The organism is Stenotrophomonas sp. STEN008, assembly GCF_056760435.1.
In genome coordinates this window covers 109,814-129,257 of record NZ_JBRRET010000008.1, presented here as the reverse complement: position 1 = coordinate 129,257, position 19,444 = coordinate 109,814, and the positions used below count along the sequence as shown (strand labels likewise).

At 69.1% G+C, this 19,444-nt stretch carries 15 protein-coding genes; 5 read left to right on the top strand and 10 right to left on the bottom strand.

Annotated elements, in window-relative coordinates; genetic code table 11:
* The first annotated feature begins 143 nt into the window (after nucleotides 1-143).
* Together ACVOME_RS06615 and ACVOME_RS06610 are read left to right on the top strand one after the other, a co-directional pair.
* On the top strand, nucleotides 144-1,412 hold the full coding sequence (locus ACVOME_RS06615) for an FAD-dependent oxidoreductase (RefSeq protein ID WP_065174844.1): 1,269 nt from the start codon (nucleotides 144-146) through the stop codon (nucleotides 1,410-1,412).
* Between the two features lie 178 nt (nucleotides 1,413-1,590).
* A complete protein-coding gene (locus ACVOME_RS06610) occupies nucleotides 1,591-1,863 on the top strand; it encodes a hypothetical protein (protein WP_053519542.1) in 273 nt (90 codons plus the stop codon).
* Between the two features lie 18 nt (nucleotides 1,864-1,881).
* Here the strand turns inward: ACVOME_RS06610 and pdeM are convergent, their stop codons facing one another.
* Genes pdeM through ACVOME_RS06590 form a run of 4 tightly spaced genes read right to left on the bottom strand, consistent with a single transcriptional unit; the run spans nucleotide 1,882 to nucleotide 7,571 of the window.
* A complete protein-coding gene (gene pdeM / locus ACVOME_RS06605; RefSeq protein ID WP_481504859.1) occupies nucleotides 1,882-2,523 on the bottom strand; it encodes a ligase-associated DNA damage response endonuclease PdeM in 642 nt (213 codons plus the stop codon).
* Nucleotides 2,513-4,972 (bottom strand): ligase-associated DNA damage response DEXH box helicase, encoded by a 2,460-nt coding sequence (locus ACVOME_RS06600; RefSeq protein WP_481504858.1) that lies wholly within the window; start codon nucleotides 4,970-4,972, stop codon nucleotides 2,513-2,515. The genes pdeM and ACVOME_RS06600 overlap by 11 nt, the downstream gene beginning before the upstream one ends.
* Nucleotides 4,969-6,576: an ATP-dependent DNA ligase gene (locus ACVOME_RS06595; RefSeq protein ID WP_053519545.1), complete on the bottom strand. Its 1,608-nt coding sequence runs from the start codon at nucleotides 6,574-6,576 to the stop codon at nucleotides 4,969-4,971. The genes ACVOME_RS06600 and ACVOME_RS06595 overlap by 4 nt, the downstream gene beginning before the upstream one ends.
* Nucleotides 6,573-7,571 carry a ligase-associated DNA damage response exonuclease gene (locus tag ACVOME_RS06590; RefSeq protein ID WP_481504857.1) on the bottom strand — a complete coding sequence of 333 codons (999 nt, stop codon included), beginning with the start codon at nucleotides 7,569-7,571 and terminating at the stop codon, nucleotides 6,573-6,575. Before ACVOME_RS06590 ends, ACVOME_RS06595 begins: the two co-directional genes overlap by 4 nt.
* A gap of 112 nt (nucleotides 7,572-7,683) precedes the next feature.
* Between ACVOME_RS06590 and ACVOME_RS06585 the strand changes: the two genes are divergently transcribed.
* Nucleotides 7,684-9,321, top strand: a complete 1,638-nt coding sequence (locus ACVOME_RS06585) for an acyl-CoA dehydrogenase family protein (RefSeq protein WP_481504856.1) — start codon at nucleotides 7,684-7,686, stop codon at nucleotides 9,319-9,321.
* 59 nt (nucleotides 9,322-9,380) lie between these two features.
* Here the strand turns inward: ACVOME_RS06585 and ACVOME_RS06580 are convergent, their stop codons facing one another.
* The 3 genes from ACVOME_RS06580 to ACVOME_RS06570 form a co-directional block, all read right to left on the bottom strand.
* A complete protein-coding gene (locus ACVOME_RS06580) occupies nucleotides 9,381-9,791 on the bottom strand; it encodes a hypothetical protein (protein WP_481504855.1) in 411 nt (136 codons plus the stop codon).
* Between the two features lie 146 nt (nucleotides 9,792-9,937).
* Entirely contained in the window at nucleotides 9,938-10,279 is a 342-nt protein-coding gene (locus ACVOME_RS06575; protein WP_053519549.1) for a hypothetical protein, read from the bottom strand.
* A 122-nt stretch (nucleotides 10,280-10,401) separates the two neighbouring features.
* Nucleotides 10,402-11,577, bottom strand: coding sequence for a thiolase family protein (locus ACVOME_RS06570; protein ID WP_180876121.1), 1,176 nt, complete (start codon nucleotides 11,575-11,577; stop codon nucleotides 10,402-10,404).
* A 183-nt stretch (nucleotides 11,578-11,760) separates the two neighbouring features.
* On the opposite strand from ACVOME_RS06570, the gene ACVOME_RS06565 reads away from it, so the two are divergent.
* Complete coding sequence (locus ACVOME_RS06565; protein ID WP_481504854.1) at nucleotides 11,761-14,589, top strand: S8 family serine peptidase; 2,829 nt, start codon at nucleotides 11,761-11,763, stop codon at nucleotides 14,587-14,589.
* 58 nt (nucleotides 14,590-14,647) lie between these two features.
* On the opposite strand, the gene ACVOME_RS06560 is transcribed toward ACVOME_RS06565, so the two are convergent.
* Nucleotides 14,648-15,745, bottom strand: a complete 1,098-nt coding sequence (locus ACVOME_RS06560) for a Glu/Leu/Phe/Val dehydrogenase dimerization domain-containing protein (protein ID WP_053519551.1) — start codon at nucleotides 15,743-15,745, stop codon at nucleotides 14,648-14,650.
* A 280-nt stretch (nucleotides 15,746-16,025) separates the two neighbouring features.
* Between ACVOME_RS06560 and ACVOME_RS06555 the strand changes: the two genes are divergently transcribed.
* Nucleotides 16,026-17,108, top strand: a complete 1,083-nt coding sequence (locus ACVOME_RS06555; RefSeq protein ID WP_065174851.1) for an HDOD domain-containing protein — start codon at nucleotides 16,026-16,028, stop codon at nucleotides 17,106-17,108.
* Nucleotides 17,109-17,111: 3 nt separating this feature from the next.
* Here the strand turns inward: ACVOME_RS06555 and ACVOME_RS06550 are convergent, their stop codons facing one another.
* Nucleotides 17,112-18,680, bottom strand: coding sequence for a phospholipase D family protein (locus ACVOME_RS06550; RefSeq protein ID WP_164151983.1), 1,569 nt, complete (start codon nucleotides 18,678-18,680; stop codon nucleotides 17,112-17,114).
* A gap of 42 nt (nucleotides 18,681-18,722) precedes the next feature.
* Nucleotides 18,723-19,421: an RNA pseudouridine synthase gene (locus ACVOME_RS06545; RefSeq protein WP_065181817.1), complete on the bottom strand. Its 699-nt coding sequence runs from the start codon at nucleotides 19,419-19,421 to the stop codon at nucleotides 18,723-18,725.
* Nucleotides 19,422-19,444: the final 23 nt, after the last annotated feature.

Genomic DNA, 19,444 nt, shown 5'->3' with positions numbered 1-19,444 from the left:
GGGGGGGGGGCGGCCCCGCCGCGGCCCCCCCGCCCCGCCCGCCCGACCCCCCCCCGCCTCCCTCCCCGCGGGCCGGGGGGCCCCCCCCCGGCCGGGGCGCGGCCTGGAGAACGATCCGGATTCGGCTGGGGCACAATGTGCGGATGACGGAACGACTTCGCATTGCCGTGATTGGATACGGCACCGCTGGCCAGGCGATGGCCATCCTGCTGACCCGCGACGGGCACGACGTTGAGATCTTCGAGCGCGTGCCGACCCCTGGGCCGGTCGGCGCCGGTTTCCTGTTGCAGCCCAGCGGCCTGCAGGTGCTGTGGCAGATGGGACTGCTGGAGGCCGTGCGCGCGCATGCCGCGCCGGTGCATCGGCTTTATGGCGACACGCCGTGCGGACGTGCGGTGATGGACATGGGCTATGGCGGCCTCGATGTCCGCCTGCACGGTCTGGGCATGCAGCGCGGCGCCCTGTTCTCGCTGCTGGACCAGGCCCGCGATGGCGCCGGCCAACTGCATGCGGGGACCACCATCGACGCGGTCGATACCGCGCGGGGGCAACTGCGCGACAACGAAGGCCGCACCCATGGCCCGTTTGACCTGGTGGTGGCGGCCGACGGCGCAGCGTCGTCCCTGCGCGCGACCATTGCCGGCGGCGCTGGCCTCGACCGCGTCTATCCGTGGGGCGCATTGTGGTGCCTGCTGCCGGCCGGAGAGTGGCCGCACGTGCAGCAGCTGCGCCAACGCTACGTCGCCGCACGCAAGATGATCGGCCTGTTGCCGGTGGGCACGCGTCCGGGTGATGACACCCCGCGCCTGAGTTTTTTCTGGAGCCTGCCACGCGCCGACTTCGCGCGTTGGGAAGATGAAGGCATGCAACCGTGGCTGCAGGAACTGCATGCGCTCTGGCCCGAGGCCAGCGCACGCTTCGATCACCTGCACGATGCCGGACAGCTGTCCCGGGCGGTTTACCGCGATGCGGTGATGACCCGCTGGCATCAGGGGCGCATGGTCCTGGTCGGCGATGCAGCGCACGCGATGAGCCCGCAGCTGGGGCAGGGGGTGAACATGGCGCTGCTCGATGCGCTGGCGCTGCGAGACGCGCTGCGTGTGCATGGCGCTGGTGAGACGGCACTGCAGGCTTACCAGGCGCAGCGGCGTGCGCATGTGGCGGTGTACCAGCGCTGGAGCCGCTGGCTGACGCCGCTGTTCCAGTCCGATCGCGATGCGTGGGCCAAGGCGCGCGACGCGCTGCTTGGCCCGATGGGGCGGCTGCCGGGGGGACGCGGGCACATGCTGCGGGTGCTCAGTGGAACCCAGCACGGCTGGTTCGGTTCGCTTGCTCTGGATCCAGCCTTCCTCGAAGCCCTGGCCCGGCCGCCGGTTGCGCTTGCCACGCAGGCTGCCACGGCGGCTGCGTGAATCGCATCATCACGTGAATTAACGGTTACCTCACCGCGTCTGTGCGACAAGAGTGAAGCACGCCACAGCTGCGTCGCCCGTTTTCCTCTCCGTGATTCGAACATCGCGTGGCCCGGGTGGCGCCGCCGTCGCGGCCTGCTGCGGCCCGGATGTGCTGCGAGTTCACGAGGAGGACGCCATGTTGTTCGCGGTCGAAGAGCTGGAATCGGAAATCTGCAAGCTGCGGGGATTGCTGCAGATGCTGCACGAGGACCAGCCCGACGTTCTGGAGGATGTGTTCGAGTTCCATGTGGGCAGCCTGATCAGTCATGCGCTGCCGGAACACCACACGCACATCCGCGCCTGCGCGCAGGAAATGCTGTCGGCCGTCCAGGCACTGCCGCGCCGGCAGAGCAACGACACGCCCGATTTCCATCTGATGCCGGCGCTGGCGGGCGTCCGGCCGGCCTGACTGTCGCGCCCGCTGGCCTTACCGGCCAGGCATCGCCACCAGACCCTGTTCGACACAGGCGATGCGCCGTTCACCCTGCGCCGGTGCGATGACCCAGCCGCCGGTGAAGGCGGAGAATGCCGGCAGCACCGTCAATCCTTCGCGGAGCCAGAATGCCGGAAAGCGGCGACGCAGCGCCGGCAGTGCGATCTGTGGATGGATATGCCCGGCAATGACGTGCGCCCCGGGCACGTGCCGTGGTTCATGGCACAGCAGGAACGCGCCCAGCTGCACCTCGTCATGCAGCTCCACCTGCAGCGCCGCGTGCGGCAGGTGCCGATCATGATTGCCGCGTATCACATGCACCGCCAGCGCGGGGTGCTGCTCTCGCCATCCCAGCCATTGCCGGTACCAGGCCGCACGATGCGCCGGCCCATGCAGCACATCGCCCAGTATCCACAGCTCGCGGCAGGCCCTGGCCTGCACCAGCCTCTGCAGGCGTTGCAGGTCGTCGCGGGTACCGCCGGACGGCAGCGCGATGCCGGCGCGGCGGAACAGGTCGGCCTTGCCCAGGTGCAGGTCGGCGATCAGCAAGGCCTGCCGGGCCGGCCACCACAGTGCGCGCGCACCGAGCAGCAGCATGGGTTCACCGCCCAGCGTCACGGCCAGCTCATCGGCCATGGCGTCGCTCCAGTTGCTGTGCGGCACGCAGCACGCGGGTGCGCCAGTCTTCATTGCTGAACTGTCCGCGCAGGCGCTCGGCCCACAGCGGGAAGCCCAGCGGTGTCAGCGAGGCGGGATGCTGCAGTGACAGTGACTGCGTACCGATGCGTTCGAGCACCTGCTGCAGGCCCGGCAGATCCAGGCTGTCCTGCAGCACTTCATGCTCGGCCAATGCCAGCAGCAGATGATCGGGGTCGTGCTCGCGCAGCACGTCGTACAGCAGTCCGGCCGAGGCCTGCAGCTGGCGCAGCGAGCGCGGCGCGCCGCCGGGCAGGCTGGGTACCAGCAGGCCAGCGACGCGTGCGATTCCGCGGAACTGGCGTCGCGCGAGCTCGCCCAGATTGACGGCGGCACGCAGGTCCTCAAGCAGCTGATCGGCCGCGAACAGTTCCTTCCATTGCTCCGCCTGCAGCTCGATCGGCTGCGTCGGTGCCAGCACCAGCCCGTGGTCATTGACGGCATAGCCGATGCTGTTGCGCTGCCGGCGCGTGCAGCGCAGCGCCAGCAACGCCGCCAGTGCCTCGTGGATGTGGCGTCCGGCAAAGGGATAGACGAACACGAACTGGCCTTCGCGGCGGCGCACGTCTTCCAGCAGCAGGTGCGCAGGCGATGGCCGGGCAGACAGGCGCGACTGCAGTGCCATCAGAGGGGCCAGCCAGCGCGACTCGGCGCTGTCGTCCGCGCCGGACAGCACCGCTTCCAGTTCGCGCCCGAGCGGCATCGACAGGGGCAGCTGGCCACCCTGCCAGCGCGGGACGGTGCCTTCACCGCCCTTGCGGGCCAGGCGCACATAGGCGGTCATGTCGCGCAGCTGCACCAGCTCCAGCATGCGCCCGGCGAACTGGAATCGATCGCCTCTGCGCAGGCGGCTGGCGAACTGTTCTTCCACCGAGCCGAGGCCACCGCCGCGCAGGAACTGCACACGCACGGCGCCATCGCTGCTGATGGTGCCGATCGACAAGCGATGGCGCAGGGCCTGGCGGCGGTCGTGCACGCGATGGTAGCCGTCCGCGTCGAGCACCACCTTGTGGAAGTCCGGGTACTGCGCCAGTGCCCGTCCCCCCTGCACGATGAAGTCCAGGACAGCCTGCCATTGCGCGTCGCCCAGGTGCGCGAATGCGTGCGTGCGCCTCACCTGCGCCAGCAGCGAGCGGCTGGTGAATCCCCCCGCCAACGCGCGGCTGACCGCATGCTGGGCGAGCACGTCCAGCGACAGGGTTGGCGGTCGCCTGGCTTCAACCACGCCGTCGCGCAGCGCGCGGCGGACGGCGGCGTACTCGGCCAGTTCCAGCGCATGGCTGGGCACGCACAGGATTCTGCCGCTGGCGCCGGGGCGATGCCTGGCACGGCCGGCGCGCTGGCGCAGCCGCGCCACGCCCTTCGGGCTGCCGAGCTGCAGTACCTGGTCCACTTCGGGAAAATCGACGCCCAGATCCAGGCTGGAGGTGGCAACCACGCAGCGCATCGCACCGGCGCGCAGGCCGTCTTCCACCTGCTGACGCAGTGCGGGGTCCAGCGAACCGTGGTGCAGCGCCAGCGTGGCGGCATCCTCCGGCCACACCGCCGCCAGCGCCTGGTGCCACAGTTCGGCCTGCGCCCGCGTGTTGGTGAACAGCAGGCTGCTGCGCGCGGCCATCAGCGCTTCCAGCACGCGCGGAAGCTGCGCCAGGCCAAGATGTCCGGCCCAGGGAAAGCGCTCGCCCGGTGCCGGCAGCAGGCTGCTGACGGTGACCGGACGCTGGCGCGCGCCTTCGACGATGGGTGCATCCGGCCTGTCCGGCAGCAGCACGTCGCGCGCCTGCGGCAGATTGCCCAGCGTGGCCGACAATCCCCACAGCTGCAACGCAGGCGTGGTGTCGCGCAGCAGTGCAAGATTCAGCTGCAGCAGCACGCCGCGCTTGTTGCCCAGCAGTTCATGCCATTCGTCGACCACCACGCAGCGCAGCTGATGCATGCGTGGCAGGGTATCGGGGTAGGTGAGCAGCAGTGCCAGTGATTCGGGCGTGGTCACCAGCACGTCGATGCGCCCTTCGCGCGCCAGGCGCCGCTCGCGCTGGCTGGCGTCGCCGCTGCGCAGGCCCACGCGCCACCCCAGGCCCAGGCCATCGACGGCCGATTGCAGTGCGCGTGCGGTGTCGCTGGCCAGGGCACGCAGCGGGGTCACCCACAGCACCTGCAATGGGCGCACCGCGCTGGGGCGGGCGGGTGCGGGCGCGGGCGCGATCATCGCCTGCTGCAGCGGTCCGCCGAACATCGCCAGCGTCTTGCCGCTGCCGGTGGGGGTATGCAGCAGGCCCGATTCGCCCGCCAGGTAGTGACGCCACATGGCGCGCTGGAAGGGCAGGGGTTTCCAGCCGCGGCTGGCAAACCAGCCGTTCAGCCGCTGCAGGGCCTCGCTCCGCGTCATCGTGCCAGGGCCTGCAGCGTCGCCAGCTGATCGGCCTCGCTGGCCGGCTTGTCGTGGCGCCAGCGCAGGATGCGCGGAAAACGCACGGCGATTCCTGATTTGTGCCGTGCACTGCGGTTGACCGCCTCGAAGCCGAGTTCGAACACCTGCTCGGCGCGGACGCTGCGTACCGGTCCGAAGCGCTCGCGGGTGTTGGCGCGGATCCAGCGATCGAGGGCGAGGATTTCCTGATCGTCCAGGCCCGAGTAGGCCTTGGCCACCGGAACCAGCGCATCGCCGTCCCATACGCCGAAGGTGTAATCGGTGTACAGCGTGCTGCGCCGGCCATGGCCGGCCTGTGCGTACAGCAGCACGGCATCGATGGTGAGTGGATCGACCTTCCACTTCCACCAGTCGCCACGGCGCCGGCCGGACTGATACGCCGAGTTGCGGCGCTTCAGCATCAGGCCCTCCACGCCGCGCTCGCGCGCCGCGTCGCGCAGCGCGGCCGCCCGTGCCCAGTCCCCGGCGGGCACCTCCGGCGACAGCTGGATGCGCGCATCGCCGAGCGTGCCGAGCAGTTCCGCCAGCTGCACGCGCCTCTGCTGAAGCGGCAATGCGCGCAGGTCGTTGCCGTCGCGTTCGAGCAGGTCGTAGGCCAGCATCCGCACCGGTGTCGTACGCAGCGTGGTGGCGCCCGGCTTGCGGCGCTGGATGCGGGTCTGCAGGGCGGTGAAGGCTTTGGGAAGATCGGCCGGCTCATCCCAGGCCAGCAGTTCGCCATCCAGCACCGATCCCTCCGGCAGCAGTGCGGCGGCCTGCTCGATCTCGGGGAACCGGCCGTCCAGGCGCTCTTCGCCACGCGACCACAGCGCCACCTCGCCGCGACGACGCAGCAGCTGCAGGCGGATGCCGTCCCATTTCCATTCCAGCAGCCAGTCGTCGATGCTGCCCAGGCGATCACCGGGCTCACCTTCCAGCGGCGAAGCGAGGAAGAACGGATATGGCTGCTGGCGGTCCAGCGGCAGTTCTTCCGGCGACAGCAGCTGTGCGAGCAGGGTGGGCGAGGGCACCCAGGTGCCCAGCATGCGCTGCGCGATGCGCGCGATGTCCAGTCCGGACAGTTCGGCCAGTGCCTGCTGGACCAGCCGCTGCGACACGCCGACGCGCAGTGCACCGGTCAGCAGCTTGTTGAACACCAGGCGTTCGTTCGCGGGCAGCTGGCGCCAGCCCTCGACCACGGCTGCACGTCGCTCGGGCTCGGGCTGATTGGCCACGGCCAGCAGATGCTGTTCGATCCAGTCGGCCAGAGGGCGGTCCGGCGCCATTGCCGTTGGGTCGTCCAGCAGCAGGGTCAGTGTCTCCGCCAGATCGCCGACCTGCGCATAGCTGTCCTCGACCAGCCACGCAGGCAGTCCGGCTTCCTCGCCGATCCAGCGGCGCAGCTCGCCGCTGGCAGCGATCTTCCGGCGCGCACCCCCGACCTTGCCACCACTGAGCAGGAACAGGGCCCAGGCCGCATCGTGCGGTCGCGCGTGACGGAAGTAATCGACCAGCGCCGCGCGCTTGTCCAGCGTGGCGGTGCTGCGATCGAGGCGTTGGTACAGCGCGGCGAAGGCCTTCATTCCTCGCTCCCGAAATCGGTGCGGAAAGCCTCCGCGGCGACACCGCGCTCGCGCAGGAACGGAATCAGCGCATCGGTGTTGCCATGGGTCGCGATGACGCGGCGTGCGCCGGTCTGCTCGATGGTACGCAGCAACGCGGGCCAGTCGGCGTGGTCGGAGATCACGAAGCCACGATCGACGTTGCGGCGCCGGCGGTTTCCGCGCAGCTGCATCCAACCGGAGGCGAAACCCAGTTGGTGGTGCCCGAAGCGGCGCAGCCAGGGCGTGCCGGCGGCCGAGGGCGGGGCGAGGATCAGCCGTCCGGCCGCATCGGCCTGGCGCCCCTGTTCGGCGACGGCGATCGTGTCCAGCATCGGGATGCCCGCAGCGCGATAGACGGCCACGCCATTGGCGATGGCACCGTGCAGCCATGCCGGCGGTTCGCCCCGTGCCAGCAGCTCGGCCAGCACGCGCTGGGCCTTGCCCAATGCGTAGCAGAGCAGGACGGCGGCTTCGCCGCGCTGCGCGCATTCCTGGCGCCAGGACGCGATCTCGGCAGCCACGGCTGCGGTGTCCGGCCAGCGGTAGATGGGCAGGGCGAAGGTCGCCTCGGTGATGAAGGTATCGCAGGGCACCACTTCGAACGGCGTACAGGTGGGGTCGGGCTGGCGCTTGTAGTCACCGGAGGCGACCCACACCTGCCGGCCATCATCGATGCGCACCTGCGAGGAGCCGAGCACATGACCGGCCGGATGCAGCGACACCTGCACCCGGCCCAGCGCAAAGGGTGCGCCCTCGGCATGCGCGTGCAGCGGTACGTCGCCCAGCCGCCAGCGCAGGATCGGCGCGCTGCCCGTGCTGCAGTGGTATTCGCCCATGCCCGGGCGCGCGTGGTCACCATGACCATGGGTGATGACCGCGCGCGGCACCGGCCGCCAGGGATCGATGTGGAAATCGCCAGCAGCGCAGTACAGCCCTTCCGGGCGCAGCATCACAAGATCGTCGTTGCCTGCCATGGCTGCACTGTGGCGCGCGGCTCGTGCACGGGGTGAGAACCGGCCTGAACGCGGGCTTGGCGCAGCATGCGGCACAATCGGATCGCATACCTCTTGCCGCCGGATGGATCGCATGAGTGGACCGGGTTTCAGCAGCACTGCCCCCTTCGAGACCCATGTGGTGCTCAATCAGCCGCCACCGTTCGCCGGGCGCCAGCTGTGGACCGATGACGCAGCGTTGATGGAGGCGGTGCATCGCGAAGGCGCCGCAGCCTTCGTCCCGCGCCTGGCGCAGTACGGTGCGCTGGCCGGTGACGAGCTGTACCGGCTCGGATTCGATGCCAACCGCGACCGCCCGCGCCTGCGCACCCACGACGCGCAGGGGCATCGCATCGATACGGTGGAGTTCCATCCGGCCTACCACCAGCTGATGACCGCCGCGAAGGCGCATGGCGTGGCCGGCCTGTCCTGGCATGAGCCGCAGCCGGGTGCGCATGTTGCACGCGCGGCGCTGAGCTATCTGCACCACCAGGCCGAGGCCGGTACCAGTTGCCCGTTGACGATGACCCATGCGGCGGTAGCGGTGCTGCGGTCGCAGCCGAACCTGGCCGAATGGGCGCGCAAGGCCGCCGCACCGGTGTACGACCCGCGCGACGTACCGGTGGCCGACAAGGCCGGCATCACCCTGGGCATGGGCATGACCGAGAAGCAGGGGGGCTCGGATGTGCGCGCCAACACCACGGGAGCAGAGCCCATCGACGGCGAGCGCTATCGGCTGGTCGGCCACAAGTGGTTCTTCTCGGCACCCATGTGCGATGGCTTCCTCGTGCTGGCGCAGGCACCGGGCGGACTGACCTGTCTGCTGATGCCGCGCCGGCTTGCCGATGGCGACCGCAATGCATTCCGCCTGGTGCGGCTGAAGGACAAACTGGGCGATTGGGCCAACGCGTCCAGCGAGGTCGAGTTCTGCGGCGCGCAGGCGTGGCGGGTGGGCGAAGAGGGGCGTGGCGTGGCCACCATCATCGGCATGGTGATGATGACCCGCCTGGACTGCATGCTGGGTGCCGCAGCGGAAATGCGCATGGCGCTGGCGCAGGCGCTGCACCATGCCCGCTACCGCCGCACCTTCGGCCGGTTGCTGGTGGAGCATCCGTTGATGGCCAACGTGCTGGCCGACCTCGCACTGGAATCGGAAGCGGCGACGGTGCTGTCGATGCGCATCGCGCGTGCGGTGGACCGTGCGTCCTTCGATGCCGGCGAGGCGGCGCTGGCCAGGCTGGGCACGGCGCTGGGCAAATACTGGGTGTGCAAGCGGGCGGCGACCTTCGTCAACGAGGCGCAGGAATGCCTGGGCGGCGCGGGCTATGTGGAGGAATCAATGTTGCCGCGCCTGTACCGGCAGGCGCCGCTGAACTCGATCTGGGAAGGCAGTGGCAACATCCAGTGCCTGGATGTGCTGCGGGCACTGGCCCGCGAACCGGAGACGCTGGCCGCACTGCAGGGCGAGCTGTCGGCGGTGGCTGATCGCGATGCGCGCTATGCCGCTGCGCTGCAGCGCTGGGTAACGACCCCGGCACCGGAAGAGTCGCAGGCGCGGATGTTCTGCGAGCGCACCGCATTGCTGCTGCAGGCGGCGCTGCTGCTGCGTGCACGCAGTCCGGTGGCGGATGCGTTCATCCGCAGCCGGCTCGGCGGTGAACATGGATGGGTGTTCGGCACCCTGCCGGCCGGGTTGGACCTGTCGGAAATCCTGGCGCGCGCGCTGCCGTAGCGTGGAATTCTGTAGAGCGCCGCAGCGTGGCTGCGGCGCTCTGCAGTACCGGACGCGGCTCAGTGCTTGGCTTCTTCCTTGGCCGCGTTCGCCTTCGCGTCATTTGCGACATCACGCGCCTTGTCGGCGACCTTCTGTGCGGCGTCCGCGGTCGCATCGCTGGCGTGTGCAGCGGCGTCGGTGGCGGCGACCTTGGCCTGGTCAGCAGCATTGGCGGTAGCGTCGGCCGCCTTGTCCAGCGCCTGCTGGGTATCGGCCGCCGCCTGCTCGGATGCAGCTGCCGTCTTGTCGGCGGCCTCGCGGGTAGCTGCGGCGGCCTGGTCGACTGCGTCACGGGCGGCGGCGCCTGCGCTGTCGGCAGCCTGCCGCGCATCCCGGCGGGCCTGTTCGGCTTCCGGGCCCTTGCAGGCGGCCAGGCCGATCAGCAGCGAAGCGGCCAGCAGGGACAGGGTCAGCGAGCGGATCTTCATGGCGGTCTCCGGTAGTGCACTGCGGCAATGGATGGGGACGCCAGCCTATTCACGCCCTTGTGAAGGCGGGGTCGCGGAACGCGATGCAAAGAAAAAGCCGCTGGCGAACCAGCGGCTTTTCCAGAACAGCGTGAAGAAAGAAGTTATTACTTCTTGGCTTCTTCAGCAGCGTCCTTGGCCTGCTCGGCGGTGCCTTCGGCAGCCTTGGCAGCGTCCTTGGCCTGTTCAGCAGCAGCGTCGGTAGCGGCGCCAGCAGCCTGGGCAGCGGCGTCAGCCGAAGCGTCAGCAGCGGTGGCGGCGGTGTCGGCGGCCTGCTGGGCAGCGTCGGCGGTCTGGGCGCCAGCAGCGGCGGCCTGATCGGCAGCAGCCTGGGCTTCGGTGGCGGCTTCGTTGGCCGAAGCAGCGGCGTCCTGGGCAGCTTCCTGCTTCGAGCAGGCGGCCAGGGCCAGAGCCAGGGACATCGCGACCAGCAGCTTGTTGATGCTCATTGTGTGAATCCTCGTCGTTAGATTAGGCAACGCGCAACTGCGCGCCGACAACATGATGACAAGCCACGTTTGGCTGTCAAGCGATCCCGCATTCATTTTTGCGAAATCGCAGTTAAACCTTTTTAAATCAATTCGATGGCAATTGCGGTCGCCTCGCCACCACCGATGCACAGGGTGGCAATGCCGCGCTTGCCACCGCGCGTGCGCAGGGCGTTGACCAGGGTCACCACCAGGCGTGCCCCGGATGCGCCGATCGGATGGCCCAATGCGCAGGCCCCACCATTCACGTTGAGCTTGTCATGGGGAATGCCCAGTTCGCGCATCGGGGCCATCGCCACCACGGCGAAGGCTTCGTTGATTTCGAACAGATCCACCTGGTCCAGCGACCAGCCGGTCTTCTGCAGCAATGCGTGGATGGCGCCGATCGGTGCGGTGGTGAACCACTCCGGCTCCTGCGAATGCGTGGCGTGGCCGACGATGCGTGCCAGCGGGGTGATGCCGCGGGCCTTGGCGTCTTCCTCGGTCAGCAGCACCACGGCGGCGGCGCCGTCGGAAATGCTGGACGAGCTGGCAGCGGTCACGCTGCCGTCCTTCTTGAATGCCGGGCGCAGGGTCGGAATCTTGGCGATGTCCGAGCGGCCGGGCTGTTCATCGGTGTCGACCTCGACCTCACCCTTGCGGGTGGCCACCTTCACCGCGACGATCTCGTCGGCGAACGCACCGTTGGTCTGCGCCGCCTGCGCGCGCTTGACCGATTCGATGGCGTAGGCGTCCTGCTCCTCGCGGCTGAACTGATACTTGTCCACGGCGCATTCGGCGAATTCACCCATGGCCTTGCCGTCGTAGGCGTTGACCAGGCCATCGTGGGCCATGTGGTCCACCGCCTGGAAGTTGCCGAAACGGTTGCCGGTGCGCGAGTTGGGCAGCAGGTGCGGCGCGTTGGACATCGACTCCATGCCGCCGGCAACCACGACCTTGGCCGAACCGGCCTTGATCAGGTCATGCCCGAGCATGATGGTCTTCATGCCCGAGCCGCACACCTTGTTGAGGGTGCTGGCACCGACGGACAGCGGGATGCCGGCGGCGATCGCGGCCTGGCGGGCGGGCGCCTGGCCGAGGTTGGCCGGCAGCACGCAGCCCATCAGAACTTCGGAAACGTCGCTGGCCGGGACACCGGACTGCTCCAGCGCTGCGGCGATGGCGGCCGCGCCGAGGGTCGGGGTCGGCACACCGTTGAACTGGCCGAGGAAGGAGCCGATGGCGGTGCGTTTGGCGGCGGCGATGACGATGTTGGACATGGCAATCTCGTTGATGCGTAAGCAATGTTCGGAAAGGAGACCGGGGGGCGTTGGATGCGCTCCGGTTTCCCGGCAGACTGCGTGGGGGTCGGCCCAAGTATAGAGGGTCGGGGATGGCTGCCGCTGGATGGCGCCGCATGCCCGCCGGGATGAAGGCGGGCCAACGTTCATGGGATGGAATCGATGGAACGCACGACGATGGCACGGTCGGTCCTGGCAGCGGCGCTGGCGATGGCGCTGACGGCGTGTGGGGGCGGAGGTGGCGGTGGCAACGTGCGCGTTGACCCGCCGCCCACCACGCCGCCGCCTGCACCGCCGCCGCCGACCACGCCGCCCCCGCCCAAACCGCTGGAGCCGGCCTTCGATGCGCACCTGTCGGTCACCCATGCGGGTGCCGCGCAGGCCACCGGTGCCACCGGCAGGGGCGTGCGCATCGGCATCGTCGATTCGGGCGTGCAGCGCGCGGCCGCCGCGTTGAACGGGCGGGTAGTGGCCAACCTCACCTACATCGACCCTGCCCGCAACAATCTGGGCGTGGACGATGTGGTCGGCCATGGCACTGCCGTCGCCAGCCTGGCCGCGGGCGCAGCGGTCGGGCGCTGGCCCGGCGGCATCGCGCCCGGTGCGCAGATCGTGTCGGCGCGGATCATCTCCGACAAGCCGCCGGCAGACGACGGCAGCGGCCAGGGCAATTCCTTCAGCGGCACCCTCGGAGTGGCCCAGGTGCACCGCGACCTGATCAGCTACAACGTCAAGGTGATGAACAATTCCTGGGGCGGGCTGTACTGGACCGACCTGCCCACCACCGCCCAGGTCGCCGGCGAGTACCGGCCTTTCGTCATCAATCACGGCGGGCTGGTGGTGTTCGCCGCGGGCAACGATGCGCGCAGCGAGCCCAGCAGCCTGGCGGCGTTGCCGGGCCAGGCGGGCGTGGCAGGCTCGCGACCGGCTGCGGATCTGGAGCGCGGCTGGCTGGTGGCCACGGCCGTCGATCCCTACGCGCCGGACACGCTGGCCGGTTACGCCAATGCCTGCGGCCAGGCGGCGCGCTACTGTCTGGCGGCGCCGGGCAGCGCGGTCTATCCGGATGACGCGGGCACCAGCTACTTCTGGAACTACGGCACGTCCTTCGCCGCACCTCTGGTGTCGGGCGCAGCCGCGCTGGTGTGGGAGCGGTATCCGTACTTCGACAACAACCTGGTACGGCAGACCCTGCTCGGCACGGCCAAGGACATCGGCGCCGCCGGCGTGGACCCGGTGTTCGGCTACGGCCTGCTCGACATCGGCAGGGCCATCAACGGGCCGGGACGTTTCGACTGGGGCGACGTGATTGCCAATGTCGACGCAGCATCCACCGGTTCGGTCTGGAGCAACGACATCGTCGGCAGTGGCGGCCTGGTCAAGCAGGGCGCTGGCGTGCTGGCGTTGACCGGCAACAGCAGCTACAGCGGTGCCACCCGCATCGAAGGCGGTGTGCTGTCGCTGCGCGACGGCGGCGTGATCCGTTCCAGCGTGAGCATCCTGCCGCAGGCCGATCCATCATCCAGCGGCCTGCAGTTCAATGGCGGCACGCCCCGCGTGGTCGGCAATGTGACCAACGGCAGCAGTGTGTTCCTGACCACTGCCAACACCACGGCGACCATCGAAGGCAACTACGTGCAGCAGGCCGGCGCACAGCTGATGATCGCGCTGGGGGCCAACGCGCTGCAGGTCACCGGCAGCGCCCGTCTGGACGGTGGCGTGCACGTCCACGGATTCGTCGATGGCTACGTGCCGCAGGACGGTACCCGGCAGGATCTGATCCATGCCGCAGCCGGCCTGACCGGCACCTTCAGCACCGCGGCCACATCCAGTGGCCTGCAGGGGCTGGCCCTGCTGCAGACCAGCTATGGCTATGACAGCAACAACGCATGGTTGAACCTGACCCGGATCAGTGTCACCGCCGCTGCGCGTGGGCTCAATGCCGGTGTGCAGACAACTGCGGCGCGGCTGGAAGGCGCGTTCGTCGAACTGGACGGCAACCACGCGTTGCAGGATTCACCATTCGGTGGCGCAGCGGCCGGCCTGCAGCGCAGCACGGGCTTGGCGGCCACGCTGGAGAGCCTGTCCGGCAAGGCCCACGCGCGTGCCGAGGCGGCGGCCTTCGACAGCATCGACATGTCGCGACGCGCGGTGGCCGCCCGTTTCGATCGCGTGCAGGCTCTGCCTGCGCTGCGCGGTGCCTGGCAGAGCACGTTGGGTGAGGCAGGGCAGGGCAGTTTCGCCGGCAGCGCGACCGACAGCCGGGGCTGGATGGCCGGTCAGGACGTGCCGCTGGGCAGCCATGGCCTGCTGGGCATGGCGTTCGGTGAAACACGCAGCAACGGTGGCAGTGCCTTCAACGGTGACCGCGGGCAGGACCGCCAGGCGCAGGCGCAGCTGTATGCCGGCTGGAGCGTTGGGCACGGTTATGCATTGGCACAGTTCGGCACAGGGCGGTTCACCCGCGAACTGGACCGGCAGCTGCTGCTGGGTGCAGGTGCCTACGGCGTTTCCGCGCGCTACGGCGGTCGATTCAGCAGCGCCAGTGTCGAAAGCGGCTATCGCTTCGGCACCGTCGGCGCGTCGTTGACACCGTATGTCGGTGCCAGTGCCACGCGGGTGGATACCGCGGCGTTCAACGAGCGCGGCGGCTTCGGTTTCGGCCTGCGGGGTGAAGCCAATCGTGCGCAGCGCAGCCAACTGCTGGCGGGGCTGCGCGGCGAGCGCGGCTGGGGACGCTGGACGCTGCGCGGGCACGCCGAATGGCAGCAGCGCCTTCAGGGCGGCGCCGGGGAGTGGCAGGCCAGCTTCGTCGGTGTCGACGCGTGGGCACCGTTGCCAGGTGCCGACTCACCGCGTGGCAGCGCCCTGCTCGGGCTTGCGCTGGAGTCGTGGTGGGGGCGGAGTGGCCGTCTGAGCCTGGGCATCGATCAGCGTGTCGGCGGTGATGACGCACGGCAAGCGGCGCTGCGTTACAGTGCCGGGTTCTGATCCATCATGGGGTTGCCGGCGCCCGGAGGGGCGCCGTGCCGAGGCCCGGCAGGGGCGGTCAACCGCCGCGCAGATTGCCCAGGCGCGGGGTGCTGCGGCCCAGCGGCATCTTCAGCTTGCCGATCGACAGGATGCGGCTCTCGGCGATTCGGTCGGCCGCACGTTGCGGCGCGATGTTCTCGCGCTGCGACAGTTCAAAGATGCGTGTCAGGTTGTGGTAGATGCTGCGGATCAGGCGCATCGCGCGCTCGCGGTTGTAGCCATCGATCTCCAGCGACACGTTCATCACGCCACCGGCATTGACCGCGTAATCGGGTGCGTACAGGATGCCGCGCGCGTGCAGTTCATCGCCGATTTCCAGGCTGGACAGCTGGTTGTTGGCGGTGCCACAGATGATCTTGGCCTTGATCCGCGGCAGGGTGTCGGCATTGATCGAGCCTTCCAGCGCGCACGGCGCGAAGACGTCGGCATTCACTTCGTGGATCTCGTCCGGCTTCACTGCTTCGGCGCCGAAATCGCTGACTGCGCGATCGACCAGGGCCGCGTCCAGGTCGGTGACATACAGCTTCGCGCCGCGGTCGCGCAGCAGCTTGACCAGTTCCATGCCGATGTGGCCCAGGCCCTGCACTGCGATGCTGGTCTTGCCCACTTCCTCGTGGCCGAACTTGAAACGCATCGACGCCATCAACGCCTGCAGCGCGCCGTAGGCGGTGAACGGTGCGGGATCTCCGGAGCCGCCATGCACCTGGTGGACGCCGGTCACGAACTGGCTTTCCAGGTAGATGTTCTCCATGTCGTTGACGTCGGTACCGACGTCTTCGGCGGTGATGTAGCGGCCACCCAGCGAATCGACATAGCGACCGAAGGCGCGGAACAGGACTTCGGTCTTGTCCGCTTTCGGATCGCCGATGATCACCGCCTTGCCGCCACCGACATTGAGGCCGGCCAGCGCATTCTTGTAGGTCATCGTCCGGCTCAGCCGCAGCACGTCGGCCAGCGCTTCGTCGGTGCTGGCATAGGGACGCATGCGCACGCCGCCCAGGGCCGGGCCCAGGGTGGTGTTGTGGATGGCGATGATCGCCTTCAGGCCGGCGTCATGGCTGTGGCAGAACACCACCTGTTCGTGGCCGGTGGTGGCGAGGGTTTCGAATAGCATGGCGTCTCCGATGGTGCGAACGGCGGCGAACTGCAGCGAACGACCAGTGAACGGTAGGGTCCCAAAACAAAAAAAGCGACGTCGTCGGTGCAGGGGGACGGGTCGCGCGGCGCCATTCTAGTCCATTCCCCGAGTGTCTGCCGTCGACGTCGACGGGCACTGCGGGTTAAAGAAGATGAAAGCGCGGCCGATGCTGCGTCGATGGCCAGTGGCCGGATCGTGTGAAGAGACAGAGACGGGCCATGGCGAGCGCAGTACGACATCGACAGGATCACGGCCGGTGACGCTGGCCTGGGCACGCAGGGTACGCGGCTGGCTTGCGTCGCTGACCGGCGCGGCGCCGTCGCGTCTGTCGGCGGGGCCGCGTCAGGCGGTGGCCGCTGCGGCTGCCCGCCTGCAGGGAGACCCAGTGCCCCCGGGAGAGATCGCCGCGCAGCTGCAGCGTGGCCTGCACGCGCTGGCGCTGTACCCGCGACTGGCGGGCGAGCCCGGCCCTGTCGATGCCGCCAGCGCCGGACTGGCGCAGGCGGTGGCGGACGCGCTGCAGGATCGCGACTGGGCGACGCGGCAGCTGCCGCGCCGGCCGCAGCTGCTGCCGCAGCTGATCCAGACCGTCAACGATGATGCCGCCTCGGCACGGGTGATGGCGGCGATCATCGGCCAGGATCCGGTACTCACGGGCAACCTGCTGCGTATCGCCAACAGTCCCGCGTACAAGGTGCACGAACGCCCGGTCGAGAGCCTGCAGCGGGCGGTGACCCTGGTCGGCACGGAAGGCGTGCGGCAGATCATCAGTGCGGTGCTGGTGCAGCCGGTGATGCAGGTTCAGTGCGAGCGGTTCCCGCAGTTCAGCACGATCACCTGGGAGCACGCCCTGCTGGCATCGCGTGCTGCTGCCGACCACGCACGCAGCGTGAACTCCGGCGATGCCTTCGCTGCGCAGTGGCTGGGCCTGGTGCAGGGACTCGGTGCGGCGCTGGTGATGCGCCAGCTGCTGCAGGAAGCCCAGGCGCGCGGCGAGGACGTGCAGCCGGCCCTGGCTCTGCAGCTGCTGCAGCAGTGGTCGTTGCCGCTGGCACAGCGGGTGGCCGCCGCCTGGGAGCTGCCCGACCCGGTACACCAGACCCTGGCGGCCGACGCCTCGGGCCCTCTGTCCGACAGCCTGCGGCTGGGCAGCGCAGCGGCGGCGGCGAGCCTGCTGTGCCGGCATGGCCACTCCACCCAGGGCCGCATGCTGGCCCTGCTGGAGCAGCTGCCGTCGGCTCCGCCCCATGCGCTTCGCTGGATCTGGCGGCGCCTGCATGGTCGCAGCGTGGAAACACTGGACGACGCCCCGCATGAAGGCGAGGCCAGGGCACACTGAGCGCTACAGCTGCGATTCCACCGGCAGCCAGCTGATGATCCGCGACAGCCAGCGCTGGCGCCGCGTAGCACCTGGCTCGTCCTCCACCCAGCGCGGCGGAGGCTCACGCTCCAGCCAGCGCAGCCGATCGCGGTTGTCCACTGCCAGCCACCAGCTGTGCCTGGCGTCGGCCAGGCGCAGGTACTCGTCGCGCAGCTGCGCGCCCAGCACGGGATCGTCGAACAGCACCCCCATTTCGGTGTTGAGATAGGCCGAGCGCGGGTCGAGGTTGAAGGAACCGACGAAGCCACGGTGGTCGTCCACCAGGAAGGCCTTGGTGTGCAGGCTGGCCCCGCTGCTGCCGAACAGGCCTGCATCGCCCGCCTGGCCCTGTGCCTTCAGCTCATACAGGTGCACGCCGGCGTTCAGCAGGGGCACGCGGTAGCCCATGTAGCCGCCGTGCACGGCCGCAACGTCGTTGGCGGCAAGGGAGTTGGTCACTATGCCCACGTGCACGCCGCGCGACGCCATTGCCGAGAGCCCGTCCAGGCCCTCGTTGCCCGGCACGAAGTAGGGCGAAATCAACAAGGCCTTGCTGCGCGCAGACTCCAGTTCACCGATCAGCCCGGTAACGAGCCAGCTGCCGCGGTCGTCGTTGCGGTGTTTCATCGGCGGATCCGAGACGATGCGCACGGTGCTGCTCCAGTGCAGCGGCTCGGGGCTGGGACGCTGCCGATGGCGTGATTCGGCCACGCGCGCAAGATAGGGCCGGGCAGCATCGCGCTGCGCTTCATGGTCGGACTCACGCACCAGAAGGCGAAGCTGCGCGTCGGTATGGAAGGCCAGCGCGGAGACCGGAATCGCCGCCGGGCTGTTCCAGTAGTCGTCGAATATCCGGTTCGCCTGTGCAACGGCAGGGCCGGCGACCAGCAGGTCCAGGTCCTGGAAGTTCACATCCGTGCGCGCGCTGAAATACTCCTCGCCGATGTTGCGGCCACCGACGATGGCAACACGGCCATCGGCGATCCAGCTCTTGTTGTGCATGCGGTGGTTCACGCTGAAGAAGCGCTGCACCATCTCCACCATGCGCAGGATGCCGCTGCGGTTGCGGAACGGATTGTAGAGCCGGATCTCGATGTTCGGATGCCGGTCCAGCGCCATCATCAGCGCGTCCTTGTCCTTGGCATTCATGTCGTCCAGCAGGATGCGCACGCGCACCCCGCGCTCGGCGGCGTCATGCAGCGCTCTGGCCATCAGGTGACCGATCAGGTCGTCGTGCCAGATGTAGTACTGCAGGTCCAGACTGCGCCCGGCCTGCGCGGTGATCATCGCGCGCGCCGCGAATGCATCCATGCCATCGCCGAGGAAGGCCACGCCGGATTGCCCGGGGTGCGCCTCCTGCAGCGGCACGACCTGCTGGTCGATGCGGGTCTGCGCCGGTTGCAGCGGCAGTACGTGCGACGGCTCACCGTGCGCCTGTGGCGTCAGGTGGTCGGCCAGCAGCAGTCCGGACAGGACCAGCAGCAGGAGGATGGCGAAGATGATCGCAACGACGCGCAACAGGCGTCGCCACACAGGCGCAGGCGGGCTCATGGCCCCATGCTAGTGGATCGGCGTGCCGCGCGGCGGCGCGCGTCAGAACCGTTCGTCGCTGCCCACGTAGCGCCACTGTCCCGGCGGCAGCGGGCCCAGTGCCACCCGGCCGATGCGCAGGCGGCGCAGGGCGGTGACCTGAAGGCCAGCGGCAGCCACCGCGGTCTTCAGGCCCTTGGCCGTCAGCCCCTTGCCGGCGAAGCGCAGCCGCTGCTCGCTCTGCCAGCTCACCTTGGCCCCGCCCGACTCCTGCTGCAGCCGGGCCAGCAGCCAGGGGCCCCGTTCCGGCCCGCCTTCTGCCACTTCGACCAGATACTCCTGTTCGGTGCGGCCGAGATTGCGCTGCAGGTGGGCCAGCGTGGCCGGGTCCTGGCTGACCACGACCAGGCCGCTGTCTGCCGCGGGCAGGGACGCAGCCAGCTGCAACCCGTGGAAATGGCGCTGCAGTGGCCGGATGCCGCTGGCGTCCAGAGCGCTGTGGCTGTTGCTGCTGACCAGCGCACACAGGGTTTCGGCGGCAGCACCAGCCGGCTTGTGCAGCAGCATGCCCACGCGCTCGGCCTTGCTGTCATTGGCCTGTTCATCGACCACGATCACCGCCGTGTCATCGACCGGGCGCTGTGGCTGTTCGACCACCTCGCCATCGACCGTGACCCAGCCACCTTCAATGTAGCGCCGCGCTTCGCCGCGCGGGATGCCGAGCAGGGCGGACAAGCGTTTGTCGAGGCGTATCGGTTCCATGGGCGGGCAGGTCGGGCGGGGGC

Bases quoted from the DNA above. Each gene is read 5' to 3' on its own strand.
- ACVOME_RS06615 (WP_065174844.1), top strand. From the start codon at position 144: ATGACGGAACGACTTCGCATTGCCGTGATTGGATACGGCACCGCTGGC.
- ACVOME_RS06610 (WP_053519542.1), top strand. From the start codon at position 1,591: ATGTTGTTCGCGGTCGAAGAGCTGGAATCGGAAATCTGCAAGCTGCGG.
- pdeM (WP_481504859.1), bottom strand. From the start codon at position 2,523: ATGGCCGATGAGCTGGCCGTGACGCTGGGCGGTGAACCCATGCTGCTG.
- ACVOME_RS06600 (WP_481504858.1), bottom strand. From the start codon at position 4,972: ATGACGCGGAGCGAGGCCCTGCAGCGGCTGAACGGCTGGTTTGCCAGC.
- ACVOME_RS06595 (WP_053519545.1), bottom strand. From the start codon at position 6,576: ATGAAGGCCTTCGCCGCGCTGTACCAACGCCTCGATCGCAGCACCGCC.
- ACVOME_RS06590 (WP_481504857.1), bottom strand. From the start codon at position 7,571: ATGGCAGGCAACGACGATCTTGTGATGCTGCGCCCGGAAGGGCTGTAC.
- ACVOME_RS06585 (WP_481504856.1), top strand. From the start codon at position 7,684: ATGAGTGGACCGGGTTTCAGCAGCACTGCCCCCTTCGAGACCCATGTG.
- ACVOME_RS06580 (WP_481504855.1), bottom strand. From the start codon at position 9,791: ATGAAGATCCGCTCGCTGACCCTGTCCCTGCTGGCCGCTTCGCTGCTG.
- ACVOME_RS06575 (WP_053519549.1), bottom strand. From the start codon at position 10,279: ATGAGCATCAACAAGCTGCTGGTCGCGATGTCCCTGGCTCTGGCCCTG.
- ACVOME_RS06570 (WP_180876121.1), bottom strand. From the start codon at position 11,577: ATGTCCAACATCGTCATCGCCGCCGCCAAACGCACCGCCATCGGCTCC.
- ACVOME_RS06565 (WP_481504854.1), top strand. From the start codon at position 11,761: ATGGAACGCACGACGATGGCACGGTCGGTCCTGGCAGCGGCGCTGGCG.
- ACVOME_RS06560 (WP_053519551.1), bottom strand. From the start codon at position 15,745: ATGCTATTCGAAACCCTCGCCACCACCGGCCACGAACAGGTGGTGTTC.
- ACVOME_RS06550 (WP_164151983.1), bottom strand. From the start codon at position 18,680: ATGAGCCCGCCTGCGCCTGTGTGGCGACGCCTGTTGCGCGTCGTTGCG.
- ACVOME_RS06545 (WP_065181817.1), bottom strand. From the start codon at position 19,421: ATGGAACCGATACGCCTCGACAAACGCTTGTCCGCCCTGCTCGGCATC.